Genomic DNA, 18,783 nt, shown 5'->3' with positions numbered 1-18,783 from the left:
CGACCTGCTCAGCCTCCTCAAGCCCGAGCAGGAGTTGATCCTCAGGCAGGCTCTCGGCGCGGCGGCCGAAGCGGTGGCGCTGCATGGCCAGGATGATCTGGCGCAGCCGCTCGTTCTCGGCGCGCTCCTCGGCGAGCAGCGCCTTGAGCGTCTCGGGATCGTCGGACGAGGGCGAAGCAGGCGCGGCCACGAAGCGGATTAGAGCAGATCCGCCAGTGACTTACCACCGCGATGAAGCCCGTCCGCCAGTCTCTTTGCTCAGCCTGCAACCGCCGGCACGCTCACGCTACGAGCCGCATGGACGCGCTTCCAGTCCAAGCCTTCGACGAGCGCCGCGAGCTGCGCCGCGCTCAGCCGGACCACGCCGTCCTCGATCTTCGGCCAACAGAACTGGCCAGCCTCCAAACGCTTGACCGCGAGGACTAGTCCACTTCCATCCCAGACCAGGAGCTTCACCCGGTCGGCGCGCTTCGAGCGGAACACGTAGACCGTGCCGGAGAACGGATCCGCGCCCATCGCGTCCCGGACCAGAGCGGCCAGCCCGTCCATGCCCTTGCGGAAGTCCACCGGCCGTGTGGCCAGCATCACGCGCACCGCGCCGGAGGGCCCGATCATAGGGGAGCCTTCAGCGCCCGGATCACCGCGGCGATCTGAGCCGCGCTCGCGCCCGGAGCGATGCGGACCGTGGCGCCTGCGATCTCAACTTCGATGCCGTGACAGCCGCGTTGCTCACGCAGCTCGGAGCCCGTCTCCGCAGACGCCGGCTCTTGCCGGCCTACACTCAGCACGGCCGGCACAAACCGCAGTGTGGTCCGGTCATCGTGCCTCCCAGCCTGACGCGCCAGACGCCGCAACGTGAACAGCTGCGAGGCGCTCAGTCCGTGTCGGCGTGCCACCGCGCTGATCGAGGTGCCCGGCCCATCACTCTCGGCGACGATGGCGGCCTTCTCCTCATCCGACCACGTCCGCCGCCGGCCGGCCCCGGTGAACAGCTCCAGGCGCCGGATCGGCTCCGACATAGCCATACGCCCTGACATCGACATGTGACGGAGCTCCCATTCAGCTCCGTATGTCGCCTTCACACCGCCTGCCGGAAGGTGCCGCCCAGACAGCGCTTACCGAGCGTCCGGAGGTTCTCGCATTCTTTACCTCTCAGGGTTGCTCGTCTTGTCCGCCCGCCGAGATGCTGCTCGGCGAGTATGCCCGCCATATCGGTGTGCTGCCGCTCGGTTTCCACGTCATCTACTGAGACGATCTCGGCTGGAAGGACACCTTCCGATCGAGGGAGCCACCCAGCGCCAGCAAGCCTATTCCGGTGAGCTCCGGAGCGGCACTCCATTCTCGCCACAGCAGCATTCCAGCCCTCATTCGGCCGGGACCGCTAGGGGCTCAGCCGGAGTCTCGTGCGCCGTCCAGCCGCTGGACCGGTAAGCCCTTAAACAAGCCTGGACGCCATAGTAGAGGACGCTGATCTCGACGAGGACAAAAAGGCATGCGAGCGCAGCATCAATCCGATCGTTGAAGATAATCTGACTCATCTGCCCCGCATCTTTTGCCGGAGCTAGCACTTGTCCCTGCGCTAGGGCGGCCGAATAGCGACTGGCGTGCGACAGGAAGCCGATAAAAGGATCGGGATGGAAGACTTTTTGTAGGCCCGCCGTCAGGGTGCAGATCGCAAGCCAGATTGTCGGGACAATGGTGACCCAGGCATAACGCTCGCGCTTCATCTTGAAGATCACGACCGTGCAGAGCGTCAGGGCGATCGCTGCAAGCATCTGGTTCGAGATGCCAAAGAGCGGCCACAAGGTGTTCACCCCACCCAGCGGGTCGGTCACGCCCTGGTAGAGGAAGTAGCCCCAGGCACTGACGCACAACGCCGTAGCCACGATGCTCGAGCCCCACGATGCCGTGTTGGCGAGCCCTGGTGCGAAGATGCCCAGTAGATCCTGAAGCATGAAGCGTCCCGCCCGCGTACCCGCATCCACGGCGGTGAGGATAAACAGAGCCTCGAATAGAATGGCGAAGTGGTACCAGAACGCCATCATCGCCTTGCCGCCAATGGCGGACGAGAAGATCTGCGCCATGCCGACAGCAAGCGTCGGCGCGCCGCCAGCGCGCGAGATTACGGTGTGCTCACCAACATCCTTTGCTGTCTGGTCAATCTGCTCAGGCGTAATCGCAAAGCCCCAGTCGGTGACTTTTGCGGCCGCGCTCGCCGACGTCGTGCCAATCTGGGCAGACGGCGAATTCATGGTGAAGTAAATGCCGGGCTCGATGATGCTGGCCGAGACCAAGGCCATGATGGCGACAAACGACTCCATCAGCATGCCGCCGTAGCCGATGAAGCGGGCATTGGCCTCGTTGTCGATCAGCTTCGGCGTGGTTCCCGATGCAATCAGGGCATGGAAGCCCGACACCGCCCCACATGCAATGGTGATGAACAGGAACGGGAACAGCGCGCCGGACCAGACCGGACCAGTGCCGTCCACAAAGCGCGTCACAGCCGGCATCTTGAGATCGGGGGCGACGAACAGGATACCGAGCGCGAGCGCAGAGATTGCTCCGATTTTGAGGAAGGTCGAAAGGTAGTCACGCGGCGCCAGGAGCAGCCACACGGGCAAGATCGACGCGACGAAGCCGTAGCCGATCAAAAGCCAACAGAACTGCGTGCCGGTGTAGGTGAAGTAGGGCGACCATGTTGGGCTCTCGGCGACCTTCTGGCCGAACACGATCGCCAGCATCAGCAGGACGAACCCGATGAGTGACACCTCGCCGATCGCGCCGGGACGAATGTAGCGGGTGTAAAGACCCATGAAGATAGCGATCGGGATCGTCGCCGCGACGGTGAAGGTTCCCCAGGGACTTTCCGCCAGCGCCTTGACGACGATCAGCGCGAGCACGGCCAGAATGATGACCATGATCATGAAGGTGCCAAACAGCGCAATGACGCCCGGCACCGGCCCGAGTTCGCCACGGATCAACTCGCCGAGTGAGCGTCCGTCGCGGCGCATGGAGACGAACAGAACCATGGAGTCCTGTACTGCCCCTGCAAGCACGACGCCGGCCAGGATCCACATCGTTCCCGGCAGATAGCCCATCTGCGCTGCGAGCACTGGCCCAACCAGGGGCCCCGCTCCGGCGATGGCTGCGAAGTGGTGGCCGAACAGAACGTACTTGTTGGTGGGGACGTAATCGAGCCCATCGTTGTGGCGTACGGCGGGCGTGGGCCGCGCCGGGTCCAGGCGCATCACCTTCTCGGCGATAAAGAGCGAGTAGTAGCGATAGGCGATCAGGTAGACGGCAATCGCCGCGACCACGACCCAGAGGGCGTTGATGTGCTCGCCTCGATTGGTTGCAACGATTGCCAGCGCGACTGCCCCCAGCGTACCGATGAGGACCCAGGGACCATGAGATCGAATGGTGGCTGTCATGGCGGACTCCCTGCTCGCTTGAGTTGACCCGGTAGCGACGCTTCGCTCGGTAACTAAGACCGAAGCGCCCGGGACCTTCTTGCGCCCGGCGCCACCCCGGGCGCACCTATGACATAAAGAACGGACAAGAGTGCGGAGCGATAGAGCCTATTAGCTATATTTGATGTGCTTCAGACTGGCTCTCATCATAACGCCTTCCGTGTTCCTACGTCTCTAGGACGCAAGTCTCCGCTGCATCTGCCAGCGGCGGGTGCTGCGCGCTGCCCAAAGGCGGTGGTGGCCTGCTCCGTTCGATGGCTCTCCACCGAGTTTGGTGGAAGCGCGTAAGCCATTCCCTCCGGCTGGTCTTTCGGTGCTGCATCCGTCTTCGCTGCAACTCCGCCCTCGGACGACTTGAGCGCCTATGACGAGCACAGGCGTCCAAAACGATGAGCGATCATAACAAACCAAAGTTTGACGCTGTGGGCGCATTCACAGCCGACCACAAGGAGACCGGCACCTCATATACTTGCACGTACCTCCTGATAGATGGCGTGGTCCGTGTCAGTGTCCAAATCCACGGCCACTTCTATGGCCAAGCCATGCAGCTGAGTGCGATGCCTGCGGAAACGTTGGCGCAGATGCTGCTCGAGGAGCTCGTCAGGCAGCATGTTCACGACCGCGGGCCACGCTAGCGCTGGGCGGCGCGACACAGGCGCTTCAGCGAATTCCAGCGTCTCGCGAGGGATCGATAAGGGGTACAGGCGGTACAGGTGGGACTGCAGAGCGAAAGCCGGTGAGCTGAGGCGGTACCGGCGGGTGGGCCGGGCGGTACCGACAGGATCGGGAGTTAACGTCGGTATTACCTGGTACTCCGGTCAGTCCCACCTCATCTGAGCATTTCCCCTTCGAGTACCACCGGTACCGCCTGTACCACCCAGGTGAGAATGACACTCGTTTCGAGTTGTGAACTTTGTGTCGCGTGGTGAGGGCTGCGTGAATGAGGCCCAGAGCAGTGGGACAATTAAGGACGAACGACAGCAGCCACGGGGCTGATCCACCCTCGTTACGAACAACGCCACCGATCCCGACTCTCAGCGCAGCTTTGCGTAGGTCGGAAGCCGATTTATGATGGTGGGTCACAGCCCCTAACTTCACTCCGCCTCCCGATCTCCGCGAGCGAGCTACGAACGCCAAGCCTAGCTGCCCAGCTCGGGCTTTGTGCTCCCCGACGTTCGACTGAGAAAATGCTCAATGCTCCCATAGCATTGAAACCTTGGCCATGAGGTTTGACAAAATTCGTCAGAATTTAATCGGATCAAACTCCTCGCCAGGGGGTTGAACGGGAGCGCTGCAACACGATGTCAGTGCAGCGCAGCAATTCATCGGAATTGTTTGGTTGTCCAAGCCCGGTGGGCTTATAAGCCTACTAGACTGCGAAAAAGTTCATAGAAAATACTGGAAGAGACCCCGAATGGCCATTGATCAGAACACAAACCACGACAAGCAGAATGACCAGACTGCTCGGAACGCTGAGGCGGCTAAGGCCAACATCAACCGGACCGCTGAGCAGGGCAAGCAGTTTGCGGATGCCGCTCGCGAGGGCCTCAACAAGATGACCGAACTGCGCGAGCAGGCGACGGAGAGCACCAAGCAGGTCGTGCAGAGGAGCGTCGAGGCCGCTGCGCAGCAAGCCCGAGAGGCCGCAGATCGCTTCACCCGCACGCTCGGCTTCTCCGGCCAGGATAGTGAGCGCCTCGCGCGTCAGTCCAAGCAGAACATCGAAGCTGTCACGCGCTGCGGTACGGTGCTCACGCAGGCTTTCCAGGACGCCTCGCGCAGCTGGTTTGGTCTGGCTCAGAGGCAGTTCCAGCGCAATCTCGAGGGCGTGAACAAGCTGGTGCATGCTAAGTCGGTTCAGGAGTTTGCCGCCATTCAGAGCGAGCTCGTCCGCGATGGCCTGCAGCACATCGTCCAGGACAGCAAGGCCATCACCGAGACCTCAGCTCGCGCCGTCGAGGAGGCCAGCAAGACCTTCTCCAGCGTCGCTCAGACTCGCTGAGATCCTCTGCACCTCAACGGGCTGCGGATCCCAAGCTGGCAACAAACTCAGGGCGGCCGTTTCGGTCGCCCTCTGCTTCTTTATAGCGCACGGGCCACCTTCGACCTCGCGCGGCGGAACCTGACATGTGCAGCCCGTTCGTCCAGCAGTGTCCCTACAGACATGCCAGCCTGCCGTTGATTGTGGCTCTTGCAGTCACGCCGCTCGTAAACCGGCAAGCGCCACTGGTCCCAGCACGACGATCACCGTTCTAGTCTAGCGTCGGCGAGGCCTTCTTCTCACATTCCATGAGGTACACGTGACCACCATCAGGCAATTGATTCAGGCCAGCCCGACAAAAGCCAGCGAGCTTTTCGCGGTACTTGCCGACACCTCGAACAATGCGGTGAAGACGCGCGAGCGAATCCTGGGTGACCTCAAGTCCGAGCTGGAGCTCCTGGCCCAGCTGGAAGAGGAGCACCTGTTCCCGGTCCTTCGGAAGCACAGGGAAACTAAAGACCTTGTCACCGCTGCGCTGAGCGACAACAAACTGACCCGCAAATTGCTGGATGAGCTGGAGCAGACGCCCAAGGGCAGCGAGGAGTTTGGCCCGAAGGTCGCCGAGCTGCGGAAGGTCTTCCAGCAGAGTGTGCGAGATGAGCGCAAGGAGCTGCTCCCGGCAGTCCTGAAGGCGCTGAGTGACGAGGAGGCACAGGCCATCGTCGAGAAGATCGAGGAGGGTAAGGCCGAAGTCGAAGAAGCAAAGCGTGCCGAGGCTGAGCAGCGTCGGGCTGAGCAACGGCAAGAGCGTGAGCAGGCTGAAAGGCTTCTCGCCGAGCAGGAAGAAGCTGCCGACCGTGAGCGGAAGACCCGAGAGGCTGCCCGGAAAACCGCAGAGCAGGTGGCACGAACCGCTGAGGTGGCGGCTGAAAGCACCCGCCAGGTGGCCCAGAGCGCTGCAGAGACCGTTCAGCGTGTCGCGACTGCGCCCCTGAGCACGGGCTCGCTCTTCTTTGATGCGATGTTTGGCATGTGGGGCGTGCCGTCGGGTCGCTCCATGGCGCGGTCAGGCAATTCCCCCTCATCCAGGAACCAGCTGTCGACCCAGGAAGAGGAAGTCATCCCGCTGGCGGAAGAGACGCTGATCGTGGGCAAGCACACGGTCAACAGCGGCACGACAACGGTCCGGCGCTATGTCGTCGAGGCGCCGGCCGAGCAGCAGGTGACGCTGTATGACGAGAAGGTCGTGGTAGAGCGGCGCAGGCCCGTCACGGATGAGGCGACCGGAGAGACGTTGACCGAGCTCACCGTCGAGATGGTGGAAACCTCTGAGGTGCCGCTCGTGGCCAAGGGGGTCAGGGTCCGGGAAGAGGTTGTGGTCCGGCGGGAGCGCACGCAGCGTGTTGAGACGGTGCGGGACACGATCCGGCGGGATGAGGTCGAGATCTCGAACGCGAGCGAGCGCTCGGGCAACAGGCGGGCTGCACTCACTCACAGCCGCAAGTAGTTCCTCGCTCCTTACGCAACCAGATCGCGGTCAATGCGGCGGCCGCGGTCATTCTTCTTGTTGGCTGTACTCCGGTTGAATTAATTCGGAGTACAGCTGCATGTGGGCGACTTCTTGAGCTGACCAAAGCTCAAAAGTCCGTCTTTTCCACGCGGCTAGGGAGAACGATCTTACTGCCGCATCGAATTAATTTATTCCTATAGGCTAATTTTTGTTGCCATCATTCGTTAATGTCAAGCTTATACATAAATTAACCTATCGCTCAAGCCTAAGATTGCTGCTGCGTCGCACGGGGGGCAGAAGCAAAAGGCCTCACCGGTCGGGCTGGCTGTTCCTGACGCCGCTCGACGCCGAAGCCATGCCGCAGGCGCCCTGAGGCAGGGCGCGGGTCCGCCCTCGGTGTGCATGCCGATCCCTGACCGACAAGCGACATCGCCCCGCCAAGCTTTGTCACCCAGACAAGCTTGCGGCCGAGCGCAGTCCCACCAGGGTTAACCTGCGCTGATGCGAGAACATACCCGCCGTGCCTTATGTGATCCGACCACACATTGGGACAAGATGAGGATGCATCGGCAGCAAATAAAACAAGATAATCTCGGAAAACTCTCAAGCCTCGTGGCTGATGCCGTTTTTGATTGCCTGACCAGCGGCGTCCGGCCGAGCAGCACGTTGATCGAACGTCTCAGAACGTTCGAGCGCACGGCCCGCGACGCGGATCTGGGTGCACAGACGGTTCAGGTTATCATCTCCGGCCGGTGCTTGCTTGGTGACCGCCGCGACCTATCTAACGCCGGCGCTGCGACCGGGCCGCGGCCCTCGAGGCAACCGCATTTGAAGAGCCGCCGGTCTTGAACGGCGGCTGTGTCGCTGAGCCTCTGGGATCGGCCGCCTCCGTGCTGCCGGCGACGAACTGCGGCTCGATGCTCATCACGTTCGAAATCGGCTTCAGCGCCGTTCGCCCGGCTTGACAACCCGTTTTCAGGAGATTCGTCACTCGTGGCCATACTTCTCTTCACGACGACCGACATCCGTAGCCCGCGACGCCCGGAGTTCGTCCGGCTCCTATCCTCCATCCTGGCGAGCGAGAATGCGGCCGCAGACCTCCGGCACTACGTTCTCTTGCAGAACTGCCTCCCGGACGAGCTTGGAGCGTATCGCGCGAAGGCGCCTGCCTGCTGCCGGATGGTGGCCGTGCCCGGACGTCTTTCGCTCGCCGAGGCGCGCAATCAGCTGATGGCGCTGGCGCTGGAAGAGCGGTCGCTGCAGCGAGACGACATCGTGGGCTTCCCCGACGACGATTGCTGGTTCCCGCCACGCTTCCTCGACCGGCTCGCCGGCATCTTTGCCGACCGCCAGGCACTCGACTTGCTGATCTGCCGGGTCTCCCTCGAACCCGACCTCGCCTCCTCCAGCACGGATTCGGTGATGCCCGCCTCCGCTCCTCAGGTTGTCCGCCTCTCGTCGTCGAACAATATGTTCCTTCGCGGCTCGCTGGTCGCCTCCATCGGCTCCTTCGACACGGGATTGGGATTGGGGACTTCAGCCGGCGGGGGCGAGGACACGGATTACGCGATCCGCGCCTTCCTGAACGGCTCCGAAACCGGGATCATCGACCGGGCCCTTGTCGGCCATCCAGCTCCTGACCGGGATTCGGCCGCCAAATACTTCCGCGGAGCGCTGATCGTGCTCGCGCGCTACGCGCGCAGCCGCCCAGACTTGACTCGGGAGTTTCTGCGCAAGCTCCTGGTCGGCGGCTACTTCTTCGCCCGCGGCAAGCTGTCCGCGCGCATTTACGGCCAGGCGTTGCGCGAGGCTGTCCCCGGCCTGCGCCGGGCGGTGACGCCGCGAGCGGCCTGAGCGGCCATCCGGCCTTCCGGGCATGATCAGAGCTCTCCAGCCGGTTCTCCAACGTCTCGTTCGTCTACCACAGTCTCGACCCGAATCTGTTCGACGATTTTCTGGTTACGGGTTCGAACAGCACGATGTTTCCTGGCAGCCCGCCTCGTGCTGCCAACGCGCGGTCAACGCAGCGAGGTTCAGTGGCCTGCGCCAATGTGACCTCTTGGACAGATCGCAAGCCGCGGCGCCTACCGCAGAAGTGACATCTTACTCCGCAAAAAGCATAACTCGCGCACCAGAACTGCACGACACGATGAAGTCTTCATCGAATCCCCCCTCGCATCGCCTTGTTTTCCCCAGCCGTCCCAAGACAAGACCCGCAAGAGTGAGGACTTAACAATTGACAGCCCTTGGTGTTTACGCTGGAACCTTGCCTGATGACGCCAGAGAATTCGAAACTTGGCTCGGCCGGCCTGTCGATCTCGCCTCCGCCTTTCTGAACCAGAGCAGTTGGGCAGAGTTCGATAATTCAATTCCATGGGCGACGAACCAGTGGGCCAACTCAGGCATGTCTGTCCTGTGGTCGGTGCCGCTCACGACCTGGTATGACGGCAATCTCGATGCCGCTGCGACTGGCAGCTACAACGAGCACTACCTGAAGGCGGCCCAAGCTATCGCCGCGACGACACCCGGAACGGGGCCCATTTACATCCGGACCGGCTGGGAAATGAACGGGACGTGGTTCCCGTGGTCGGCGCAGGGGCACGAACAGGCGTTCGTGGGCGCGTTCCAGCAGTTCGTCGACACGTTCAGGTCGGTTTCCGACCGCTTCAAGTTCGAGTGGACGCCCAACGTCGGCAACGATTGGTTCGTCCATCCGGCCGATGTCTATCCGGGCGACGCCTACGTCGACGTGATCGGCATGGACTTCTACTGGAACACCCAATGGGAAGGCACCGACCCGGTCGGAGCTTGGAACTCGCTGGTCACGCGGTCGAGCGGCTTGCAATGGCAGCAGGATTTCGCGGCCGAGCACGGCAAGCCGACGGCCATCTCGGAATGGGGAACCAGCTCACCCGATGCCGGGCCCTTCTTCCAGAAGGCCGGGCAATGGTTCACGCAGCACAACATGCTCTATCAGAGCTACTGGGATTACACCGACGGCTCCTACGCCGGCAAACTCGACAGCGGTCAGTTTCCTGAGGCTGGCGCGCTCTTCCAAGAGACATTCGGGACAGCAGATCCGACGCATGGGGCGAGCGACGCGAGCTTGTTTGGAATGGTGGAGCATAGCGCGAACAGCGCAGCCGGCAGCATCTATGGCCTCTATGCGGCCTTGCTCGGCCGTGCTCCCGATCCGCTCGGCTTGGAGCACTGGGCGCAGGCGTTCGAGACCGGCTTCTCGCCGCGGGAGCTGGCGCAGGCGCTGATCAACTCGGACGAGTATGGGCAGGCGGCCCGGCTCGCCAGCACCACAACCTTCGTGCAATCGCTCTACCACAAGGCACTCGGCCGCGACGCCGACCCGGCTGGCCTGCAAGCCTGGACGGACGCCCTTGAGCATGGCGCGATGCAAGCCGACGTAGCAGTTGGGGTCGCGCTCTCGCCTGAGGGACAGCAGCACCTGCAGAGCACGTTCTCGGGCGGAGTGTTTGTGCCTGATGAGACGGCCAGCGCAGTGGCGCGGCTGTATTATGGCTTGCTGGACCGATCACCTGATGCGGTCGGATTGCAGGGTTTCACTGCCATTGTCGAGCATGGCGGGCCATCGCTGACACAGGTGGCGCAGGCCATGCTCGCCTCGCCCGAGTTCACGGCCAGCCACATGGGGCTGAGCGACAGCGCCTATGTCGGCCTGCTCTACACGGACGCGCTCGGACGGCACGTGGACGAAGTTGGGCTGCAGTTCTGGACCGATGCGCTGGCGCAGGGGGCGTCTCGCGCGGAAATCGCAGTCGGGATCTCCGCGAGCACGGAGGCGCAGCAGCATCTTCTGGCTAGCGTCGAGGCTGGCTGGCTTCTGCACACCTGAGGCTGTTCATCCCCCATTGGCAAACCAGCTACGGCCTGTGATCGCTTGAACCACCTGATGCGGTGAGCGTTTCGCCTCTCCTGAGCGAGGAGGAGCGATGCTGTCGGACGCACAATGGGCCGAGTTGGCGCCGCTGGTGGAAGCCTGCCGACCGAAGGGCAAGACGCCACCACAGGATCTGCGCCGCACCGTCTCGGCCATCCTCTAGCGGCATCAGAACGGAGCCAAGTGGCGCGCCGTGCCAGCTGAACTCGGACCCTGGTGGCGCGCCGCGCAGGTCTTCATCCGGTGGGCACGTGCCGGCGTCTGGGAGCGGCTCCTCAGCCTTGTTCAGGAGCGCGGCGTGCAGCTCGCGGCATGGTGTTCCTCGACGGCTCCAGCGTGCGCGCTCACCAGAAGGCGGCCGGGGCCGCGCGAAGGGGGGATCTCAAGCTGAGCGCGATCATCGTGAGGCGCTTGGCCGCTCTCGTGGTGGATATGGAACCGGAACCAAGGCTTGCGTGATCGCTGACGCGGCGGGGCGCGCCATCGCCTTCCGGATCGCACCCGGTCAGGCGCATGAGCTGCCTCATGCCATCCCTCTGCTCGATCAGTTGCCGGGGGGCGTGCCCAAGCGGGTGGTGGGCGACCGTGGCGACACGAGCCACCGCTTCCGCGAGCACATCTGGGGCATGGGCGCACGGCCTGCGATCCCGCCGCAGCGGCACGAGGCTCCTGTCGCTTGCCCGGAGTGGATCTACAACAACCGTAACCGGGTCGAGCGTCTCTGGGCGCGATTGAAGGAGTGGCGCGCTGTTGCCACGCGCTACGAGAAGACTGCCACCAGCTTCGCCGGTGTTCTCTGCCTCGCCGCTGCCCTCGACTGGCTCAAGTCATAACAGGCTGTAGCGGACAGTGATCGGCCTTTCTGGTGATCAGATCCTTCCGGACGTGTGGGTCAGACCAGTAGGCTCAGAGGCAAAACAGAACGCCGGCTTGCCGGCCCTTCCGCCAGACCAGCTTGACGCTGAAGCGTGATCTAGTGCTCAGTACGCAGATCTCGAATTTATGTCCGAGGTTAACCTCAGACCCCTCGTCAAACTCCAGCATCACGCCGCTGTCTGAGATGTCCCGCACCCGGCATGGGACCTGCCGGCCATCGGCATCGGCGACCACCGCCATCAAAGATGTTTGCTCGCGAACCTGCTGTCGGCGTTCTATAGTTTCGACCCGTGGTTGGGCTGCAACTGCCATGTTGTTTACCTTCAAACTTTTTCGAACTTCCTACCCCCCTTCCGAGTTAATCCGCTCACAACAAGCTTAGAGAAGTGTTAATTGGCGGCAGTTTCCGGTGCCTTTCAGCGCCACGGGGTTCCCTTTCGACCTTCGGCAGGTGCCCTGCACGCGTGCGTGGGAGCCGAGGCCAAGTCGGGCAAAGTGAGCCCGTCGGCCTCCCGCCGGCATGGGCCTTCTCCTCAACCGCCCGGCCCTGTGGGTGGCTTGCGCCGGTGCAGCCTGACGTTTCGCGACCCATCTTTAGAAGCATATACTTCCATCCCGATGGACCTTGTCGGAGAAGATCCCTTCTGTTGCAGTGCCGCCGGAGACCCCGTGCTTGCGTCGTGTGACTGGCCGCTCTCCCAGCTACTTCGGGGACAAATTCTGCAGCTGAATCTGCGAGATCTATGACCCGGTGGTACAGGCGGTACAGAGGTACTGCAGAGCGGAAACGAGCAGGCTCAGGTGGTACTGGGGGCGAGACAATGTGGTACCGGTAGGCTGCCGGCGAGAGACCGGTACCTCCTTGTAATCGGTCAGTACCACCCTCTGTCAGGATTCCCCCTTCGAGTACCGCCTGTAACGCCTGTACCCTCCTGCAGAGGGTGGTCTTGCATTTGAGGGCACTGGCTGTGTGGCAGTCCCATCGACGCCCTCCTCTGATACACTGCTGCAGAACATCACTCACCGCTGATCGGGCCGGCGGCACTTGTGTCCGCAGTAAATCGGCGCTGTACTTTTGGCGCAGTCTGCCCTCCTAGCAGCAAACTTCGCTCGCCGATGTCGCCCAGGCGTGAGGATAAACCACAATGCTGGACTCGCTAGAAAGAAGGCTGAAGATCGAGGATTACGCGCTGATTGGCGACTGCGAGACGGCTGCGCTCGTCGGTCGTGACGGCTCCATCGACTGGCTGTGCTGGCCCCGCTTCGACTCGGACGCCTGTTTCGCGGCCCTTCTTGGCACCCGGGAGCATGGCTGCTGGCGCCTCAGCCCAGCAGGGCCCATCAAAGCAACCACACGTCGCTACCGCGAGGGCACGTTGATCCTGGAGACGTGCTTCGAGACTTCGGGTGGTACCGTTCGAGTTATCGATTTTATGCCGCCGCGAACCCAGAACTCAGACGTTGTCCGCCTTGTGATCGGCGAGCAGGGCCATGTCGCCATCGAGATGGAGTTCATCCTCCGCTTCGGCTACGGCGCAACCGTTCCATGGGTCACACGACAGGCCGGCGGTGGTGTGCGAGCCGTCGCGGGGCCCGACATGGCTATCTTGCGCACCCCGGTGCCGCTGCGTGGCAAGGATCTTTGCACGTTCGCATCATTTCAGATTCAGGCAGGGGAGATCGTTCCCTTCGTGCTGACCTACGGGCCGTCGCACGAAGGGGCACCTGACGTCATTGATCCCATAGAGGCACTGTCTCGAACTGAAGCGTTCTGGCGCGACTGGTCTGGCCATTGCCGAGAGGCGGGCCCCTGGTCCGAGGCAGTGAAGCGCTCGCTCATCACCTTGAAGGCGCTCACCTACGCCCCGACGGGCGGCATCGTAGCGGCGGCAACCACGTCGTTGCCGGAACAGATTGGTGGACCTCGCAACTGGGACTATCGCTTCTGCTGGCTGCGCGATGCCACACTGACCCTGCTGGCGCTTATGAACGCAGGCTTCTTCGACGAGGCGAGCGCTTGGCGAGACTGGCTCCTGCGCGCTGTCGCCGGCAGCCCAAACCAGATGCAGATTATGTACGGCTTGGCCGGCGAGCGGCGCCTGACTGAGTGGGCGGTGTCGTGGCTACCGGGCTATGAGGAGTCGAGGCCAGTTCGCATCGGCAATGCGGCGCACGGGCAGCAGCAGCTCGACGTTTTTGGGGAGCTCATGGATGCTCTGCATCAAGCTCGTCGGGGAGGCCTGCCGGACAGTGCCGCCGCATGGTCACTCCAATGCGCCCTCTTGGCCCACCTGGGGACGATCTGGGGCGAGCCCGATGACGGGATCTGGGAGGTGCGTGGGGGTCGCCAGCACTTCGTGCACTCAAAGGTGATGGCCTGGGTTGCTTTCGACCGTGGCATCCGGAGCGTCGAGGATTTCGGACTTCCCGGCCCCCTGGAACGGTGGCGCGGGATCCGACAACAGATTCATGAGGAGGTCTGCAGCAAGGGCTACGACGCGTCGCGAGGCAGCTTCGTACAGGCCTATGGCTCTCGGGAGCTTGATGCCAGTCTGCTGTTGTTGCCCGCTGTCGGGTTCCTGCCGGCATCCGATCCGAGGATCGTCGGCACCGTCGAAGCGATCGAGCGCGAGTTGGTGCGGGACGGCTTGGTCCTCCGGTATGACACCGCGCGGACGGCAGACGGCCTACCTGAAGGCGAGGGCGCGTTCCTGGCTTGCAGCTTCTGGTTGGCGGACGCCTATCTCCTGCTCGGACGGCGTGAAGAGGCGAGAGCGCTGTTTGAACGCCTCATTGCCTTTCGCAATGATGTTGGCTTGCTGTCCGAGGAGTATGACGTGCACTTACGCCGCCAAGTCGGCAATGTCCCGCAGGCCTTCTCGCATCTGGCGCTGATCAACACAGCCCATAACCTCACGCGCGCCAGCGGAGAGACGCCGGCAGAACAGCGTGCGGGACGATTGAGCCTCTACCATTTCGCTCGTGCTCTGACGCGCTCGCATTTTTAGTCCGTGCGTATTCTCGGCAGCCTCACTCCTCTGCAGCAAGGGGCTTCGCAATCTCCTCCAGCGACTTGCCTTCGGCTGCCACGCCCCACATCCCACCGACAACAGCACGTTGGGGACCCTGCTCAGCGAATACCCCCGCGCACCACCAGCGCTATCGCTAAGACGGCGAGGGTCGGGGCAATCCACTGTATCACGTTTGCCCGCCCCCATCCGAACAGGAACTTGGCGCCGAGATCGGCCCGCAATGGCGCTGCGCCGCGATGCTTAAGCGTGTGTTCTCTCTGCCCGGCTTCCCGACCGTAGTAGAAGGCCGAGACGAGAGCAGCTGCGATGAACTCAGGGTCATGGAAGTTGAGTAGGCGCATCACGAGCATCACCCCAATCACCTCTACGGAAGCGGTCAGCACGTGGCTGATGCTTGGATGTGCAACGATCCAAGAGAGGGCGCGGTTAAGAATCATCACCTCGGGAGATCCATCAGAGCGAGCCGACAGAATGTGTCACCTCCTTGCAGGCTTCGTTCGGGCGGTAATCTGCTGCAGGAGGAACGAGCAGCTGGTGCCTACCACCTCTGGTGGCGCGTTGAGCAATTAGAGCGCGAGGGCTGTGATCGGTGCACCTCAGCGGTCGTCTTCTGGCCTCAGGCTGCGCCCCAGCTGCCGTCCACCGGCGCCTCTGGCAAAAGCGCTGCATAGAGAGATTTTCTCACCGAGGTACAGGTGGTACAGGCGGTACTGCAAAGCGGAAACAAGCAGGCTCGGGTGGTACCGGCGGAGGGGCAGGGTGGTACCGGTAGGCTGTCGGCAGGGGGGCAGGTCCCACCCTGTACCCTGTCCAGCACCACCCGTTTTCAGGATTTCCCCTTCGAGTACCTCCTGTACCACCTGTACCTCTTAGCTAACGGCGTCTCTCTACAGACAGCAGTGTTCTGACTCCGGCCGACGAGACGGGGCGATAAGGGCCGGCTCTCCAGGAGGGTTGCCAGCGGATTTGACGGGCTTGCCGGCATTTACCTCTGCTCCTACCGGGCAGAGGGTGCCGCCGATCCACACTCAATTCCGCAACGGATCAAATACTGGTTCGGCTGTAGCGTAGGTGTCTCCACTTCGGCGCCAATCGTCGGCCGTTCTGCCAGTGATCCTCGCGACGTACTCACGCGTCTCTTTGGGCAGAGCCGAGCGACCGGAGAGCCAATCCCTGACACGCTGCTGGCCAGCATTGTAGGCCGCCGCCGCAAAGCCCAGGTTCCCGAACCGGGTCCGGTACTCCTTCAGGAGTTCTGCGGACTTGGGAATAGCCTCGAACGGGTTGAACGGATCTGCTAGCCCGCGCTCGCTGGCGGTACCAGGCATGAACTGAGCGACACCTTGGGCGCCGGCGCGGCTGACGGCTCGGTGGTTGAGGCCGCTCTCCCGACGCAGGAGGCGCATTAGGAACTCGACCGGGAGGCCGTTGATCAGGGCGGAGTGTTCGATGAACTCCGACATCCGCTGCCTGTCACCAAAGAAGGCCGCTGACCAAGCATCCTCAATCGTCTGGAAGGCGGATTGTTCGATGCGCACCTCGCTGCGCGCAAACGGGGCATGTTGCGCGTACACGTAGGCCGGACCACCGGCCATCGTGGTGATGAAAACCCGTGGAATGGCCGCTGCAGTTGTCGAGTTCAGGTAGGGTGTAGCTGAAGCTAGCGACGAGACAAGCGAAGCCTCATCCAGCGTCGGGCCTGCAGGGATGACCACGAGCAAGGCGGCCGCGGCGAAGGTCGCAATCTTCCGTTTCGCGACAGCGCCGCAGGCCATCTTCCTCAGCGCCAGCCTGGCTACTCTGGCCCGGTACTCGCTGACGCTCTTTCGACGCAAAGGCTGCATGTTGGAACCGGTGACGAGCCTTCTCGGCGTGGGCCAGGAGGTATCGATCGCCGCCGTGCGAAACGCTTGCACGTCCCGAGCAGAGGCTCAAGCTTCACGACGTGCGATCCTAAAGGATCCATGTATGGCGGCATTGAGGTATTCCCCTCCGTCGCCCTGCCGTCCTTCGCTACTCGAGTGGTACGACCGCCCCAGCCGATGCAGCCTACCGGACGCTGACCGCAGCCTTGATGATCTCGAAGTCCGCCCGCTTGAGGACATCATGGAGGAGAAGGATGCCGCTCGAACTGAGCAACTCGGTCTCATCATAAAGCAGGGCGACTGCGGCTCTTTCCACCTCCTCACGAGTGACCGCTTGCTGAACAAGTTCACGAAAGTCAGATCGAGTAGGGCTTGAGCATGGACGGCGAGACAGGGTCATGAACAGGAAATCGGCATAACACGGTTCTCTCCGCTCGATAGAACGTCGGCCTCCTTCGATTTGCTTTTGAAGGAGATGAGCGGGAACGGCCACGGCTCGGCCGTTTTGGTGCTTAACTACTATAAACCCCAAAGGGCCTTCGTTACCCCTATGACGCCAACCTCAGACTCGGTGGTGATCCTGCGCAATTCTGAAGGAACCTCGGTCTCGATGAGGCGGGATTTGAGGTAATAATCCAGAAGTTCTAATCCCAATTTGGTCGGATAAGAGTTTGGATTCTTGCGGATCCTTGAACTAAGACTCGAATCTTCCGTACGAAGAGGTGAAACTCTTTCGTGCCGATTCGGTGCTGGGGTAGTGCCATGACACAGACCTTGTGGGTTCGCCCTCTAGGCTATGATCCAGCAGTTCAAGCCGGATCCGTTGTGAGACCTGGGCCTGATCTGCCGGCCTTCCGTGTTTTATCGCGCGAGGAGGTGACCCACATCTTCTTCACTGCTGGGACATGGGAGCGCAAGCAGTTCGTCCAACTCACAGTCGAGCAGGTCGGGGGCATCCAGCTGATCAGCCCATATGCCGAGCGCTTGTTCCACGGACGCAAGCCATCTGCTCTCTGGAGCGTGGCAGCAAACGATCAGTGTTGATTGCAGCTCCTGTTCCAGACTGTATGAAAACGCAGCCTCGCGACGCGATTCTAGACGCTCATGGCAGTCTCCGCGCCAATCCGGACGAAGGTGAAGAGCGCGAGGCTGATCAGGGCCCGATCGCGCAGCCCCCGATGTGCCCGTGGCGATGCCGTCAAGGAGCTGCCGCGCCTCTTCCGGCGCCAGCACGGGTGCCTTGGCGCGCCGGACCACGTGCTTGGGACCGCGCATGGCGGTGGCCAGGTTGAAGGGCAGCACCCCGCCGGTGGGAAGGCGGGCTGACTAGCTTGACCACGTCCGGTATCGCCTCCGCCCGAGATTTCCCGTTCGAGTACCGCCTGTACCACCTATACCCTGCTGGTGAGGACACCCGTCAGCAGACCTTTAGCACCTGCATACGGCTCAGCCGCCTTCAGCGTCGGCCAAGCATCGACTTCTCGGGGCCGGACAACGCCTGGTACCAAGCCGCATAGAAGGTGTGCCGAATCAGTCGGCGGTCGAAATCCGGAGTGCTGTCGGTCCACCAAACGGGCCCACGCTCACCAAGACCACGCTTGGCGGCATCGACGGCCGCGGTAGCCGCAGCAATCGCCGCCGGATTTCCTGACCGTCGGCCCGCTCTGAGCGCTCGACGGGCCTCAATCAGGGCACGGACCAGGCGGTCTCGCTCGACTGGCTCCAAATCCGGCCGGTGTCGTCGCCATAAACGACCATGCACGACGATGTAGCGGCCATCCGGCGTTTCAAGCAGATGCATACTCCATCTCCGGCTGATCTCGATCAGCGGCCTCCATGCTTGGATTGAGGTGTCTCGCCACGTCCGCGTTCCAATAGGGCTCACCCGTGTGGAATGTTCCGAGGCCGTTCCAATGACGTTGATCACGGAGTTTTGGAACGGCTCCCGCCCCAAGCCTAAGAACCTCATGGAACGATGGCCGTCATGCCCGGCCCGACATCCCCGCACCTCGTAGACAGAACACCAATGGTGGATAAGAGGGCCACCGCTACTTGGTCTGCAATCCGAAGCTCAGCGTGTAGCCGACAGCCGAGCTGTGCTGCCCGAACGCCCGAATCCTCACGATATGGGCGAGC

Annotated in this window: 14 protein-coding genes and 1 pseudogene; 7 read left to right on the top strand and 8 right to left on the bottom strand. The window is 62.4% G+C overall.

What is annotated here, in order from left to right; genetic code table 11:
* The 3 genes from WDW90_RS27135 to tnpA form a co-directional block, all read right to left on the bottom strand.
* The coding region (locus WDW90_RS27135) for an IS66 family transposase (RefSeq protein WP_336490626.1) at nucleotides 1-190 on the bottom strand (190 nt) is incomplete at its 3' end.
* A 68-nt stretch (nucleotides 191-258) separates the two neighbouring features.
* Complete coding sequence (gene tnpB, locus WDW90_RS27130; protein ID WP_336490625.1) at nucleotides 259-615, bottom strand: IS66 family insertion sequence element accessory protein TnpB; 357 nt, start codon at nucleotides 613-615, stop codon at nucleotides 259-261.
* Nucleotides 612-1,019 (bottom strand): IS66-like element accessory protein TnpA, encoded by a 408-nt coding sequence (gene tnpA / locus WDW90_RS27125; RefSeq protein ID WP_336490624.1) that lies wholly within the window; start codon nucleotides 1,017-1,019, stop codon nucleotides 612-614. The genes tnpB and tnpA overlap by 4 nt, the downstream gene beginning before the upstream one ends.
* A 50-nt stretch (nucleotides 1,020-1,069) precedes the next feature.
* Between tnpA and WDW90_RS27120 the strand changes: the two genes are divergently transcribed.
* Entirely contained in the window at nucleotides 1,070-1,249 is a 180-nt protein-coding gene (locus WDW90_RS27120; protein ID WP_336490623.1) for a DUF1223 domain-containing protein, read from the top strand.
* 115 nt (nucleotides 1,250-1,364) lie between these two features.
* Here the strand turns inward: WDW90_RS27120 and WDW90_RS27115 are convergent, their stop codons facing one another.
* Nucleotides 1,365-3,431 (bottom strand): carbon starvation CstA family protein, encoded by a 2,067-nt coding sequence (locus WDW90_RS27115; protein WP_336490622.1) that lies wholly within the window; start codon nucleotides 3,429-3,431, stop codon nucleotides 1,365-1,367.
* 1,453 nt (nucleotides 3,432-4,884) lie between these two features.
* Between WDW90_RS27115 and WDW90_RS27110 the strand changes: the two genes are divergently transcribed.
* The 5 genes and pseudogenes from WDW90_RS27110 (at nucleotide 4,885) to WDW90_RS27090 (ending at nucleotide 11,707) form a co-directional block, all read left to right on the top strand.
* A complete protein-coding gene (locus tag WDW90_RS27110; protein WP_336490621.1) occupies nucleotides 4,885-5,472 on the top strand; it encodes a phasin family protein in 588 nt (195 codons plus the stop codon).
* A 298-nt stretch (nucleotides 5,473-5,770) separates the two neighbouring features.
* Nucleotides 5,771-6,958 (top strand): DUF2382 domain-containing protein, encoded by a 1,188-nt coding sequence (locus tag WDW90_RS27105; RefSeq protein WP_336490620.1) that lies wholly within the window; start codon nucleotides 5,771-5,773, stop codon nucleotides 6,956-6,958.
* 996 nt (nucleotides 6,959-7,954) lie between these two features.
* On the top strand, nucleotides 7,955-8,815 hold the full coding sequence (locus tag WDW90_RS27100; protein WP_336490619.1) for a glycosyltransferase family 2 protein: 861 nt from the start codon (nucleotides 7,955-7,957) through the stop codon (nucleotides 8,813-8,815).
* A gap of 382 nt (nucleotides 8,816-9,197) precedes the next feature.
* Entirely contained in the window at nucleotides 9,198-10,829 is a 1,632-nt protein-coding gene (locus WDW90_RS27095) for a DUF4214 domain-containing protein (RefSeq protein ID WP_336490618.1), read from the top strand.
* Between the two features lie 97 nt (nucleotides 10,830-10,926).
* A pseudogene (locus WDW90_RS27090) lies at nucleotides 10,927-11,707 on the top strand (IS5 family transposase).
* Between the two features lie 73 nt (nucleotides 11,708-11,780).
* Here the strand turns inward: WDW90_RS27090 and WDW90_RS27085 are convergent.
* On the bottom strand, nucleotides 11,781-12,062 hold the full coding sequence (locus WDW90_RS27085) for a PilZ domain-containing protein (protein ID WP_336490617.1): 282 nt from the start codon (nucleotides 12,060-12,062) through the stop codon (nucleotides 11,781-11,783).
* Nucleotides 12,063-12,895: 833 nt separating this feature from the next.
* Here WDW90_RS27085 and WDW90_RS27080 point away from each other — a divergent pair.
* The gene (locus tag WDW90_RS27080; RefSeq protein ID WP_336490616.1) at nucleotides 12,896-14,758 is read left to right on the top strand and encodes a glycoside hydrolase family 15 protein; all 1,863 of its coding nucleotides are present in this window, start codon (nucleotides 12,896-12,898) and stop codon (nucleotides 14,756-14,758) included.
* Between the two features lie 122 nt (nucleotides 14,759-14,880).
* Here WDW90_RS27080 and WDW90_RS27075 read toward each other — a convergent pair whose 3' ends face one another.
* The 3 genes from WDW90_RS27075 to WDW90_RS27065 all read right to left on the bottom strand — a co-directional run bounded on the left by WDW90_RS27075 (nucleotide 14,881) and on the right by WDW90_RS27065 (nucleotide 18,448).
* Complete coding sequence (locus WDW90_RS27075) at nucleotides 14,881-15,222, bottom strand: hypothetical protein (RefSeq protein ID WP_431311131.1); 342 nt, start codon at nucleotides 15,220-15,222, stop codon at nucleotides 14,881-14,883.
* 588 nt (nucleotides 15,223-15,810) lie between these two features.
* Nucleotides 15,811-16,698: a lytic transglycosylase domain-containing protein gene (locus WDW90_RS27070; protein ID WP_336490615.1), complete on the bottom strand. Its 888-nt coding sequence runs from the start codon at nucleotides 16,696-16,698 to the stop codon at nucleotides 15,811-15,813.
* A 1,405-nt stretch (nucleotides 16,699-18,103) separates the two neighbouring features.
* Nucleotides 18,104-18,448, bottom strand: coding sequence for a hypothetical protein (locus tag WDW90_RS27065; RefSeq protein ID WP_336490614.1), 345 nt, complete (start codon nucleotides 18,446-18,448; stop codon nucleotides 18,104-18,106).
* Nucleotides 18,449-18,783: the final 335 nt, after the last annotated feature.

The organism is Methylobacterium nigriterrae (assembly GCF_037106235.1).
Taxonomy (GTDB): domain Bacteria; phylum Pseudomonadota; class Alphaproteobacteria; order Rhizobiales; family Beijerinckiaceae; genus Methylobacterium; species Methylobacterium nigriterrae.
The sequence above is the reverse complement of the archived record's forward strand: the minus strand, read 5'-3'. Positions and strand labels throughout refer to the sequence as shown.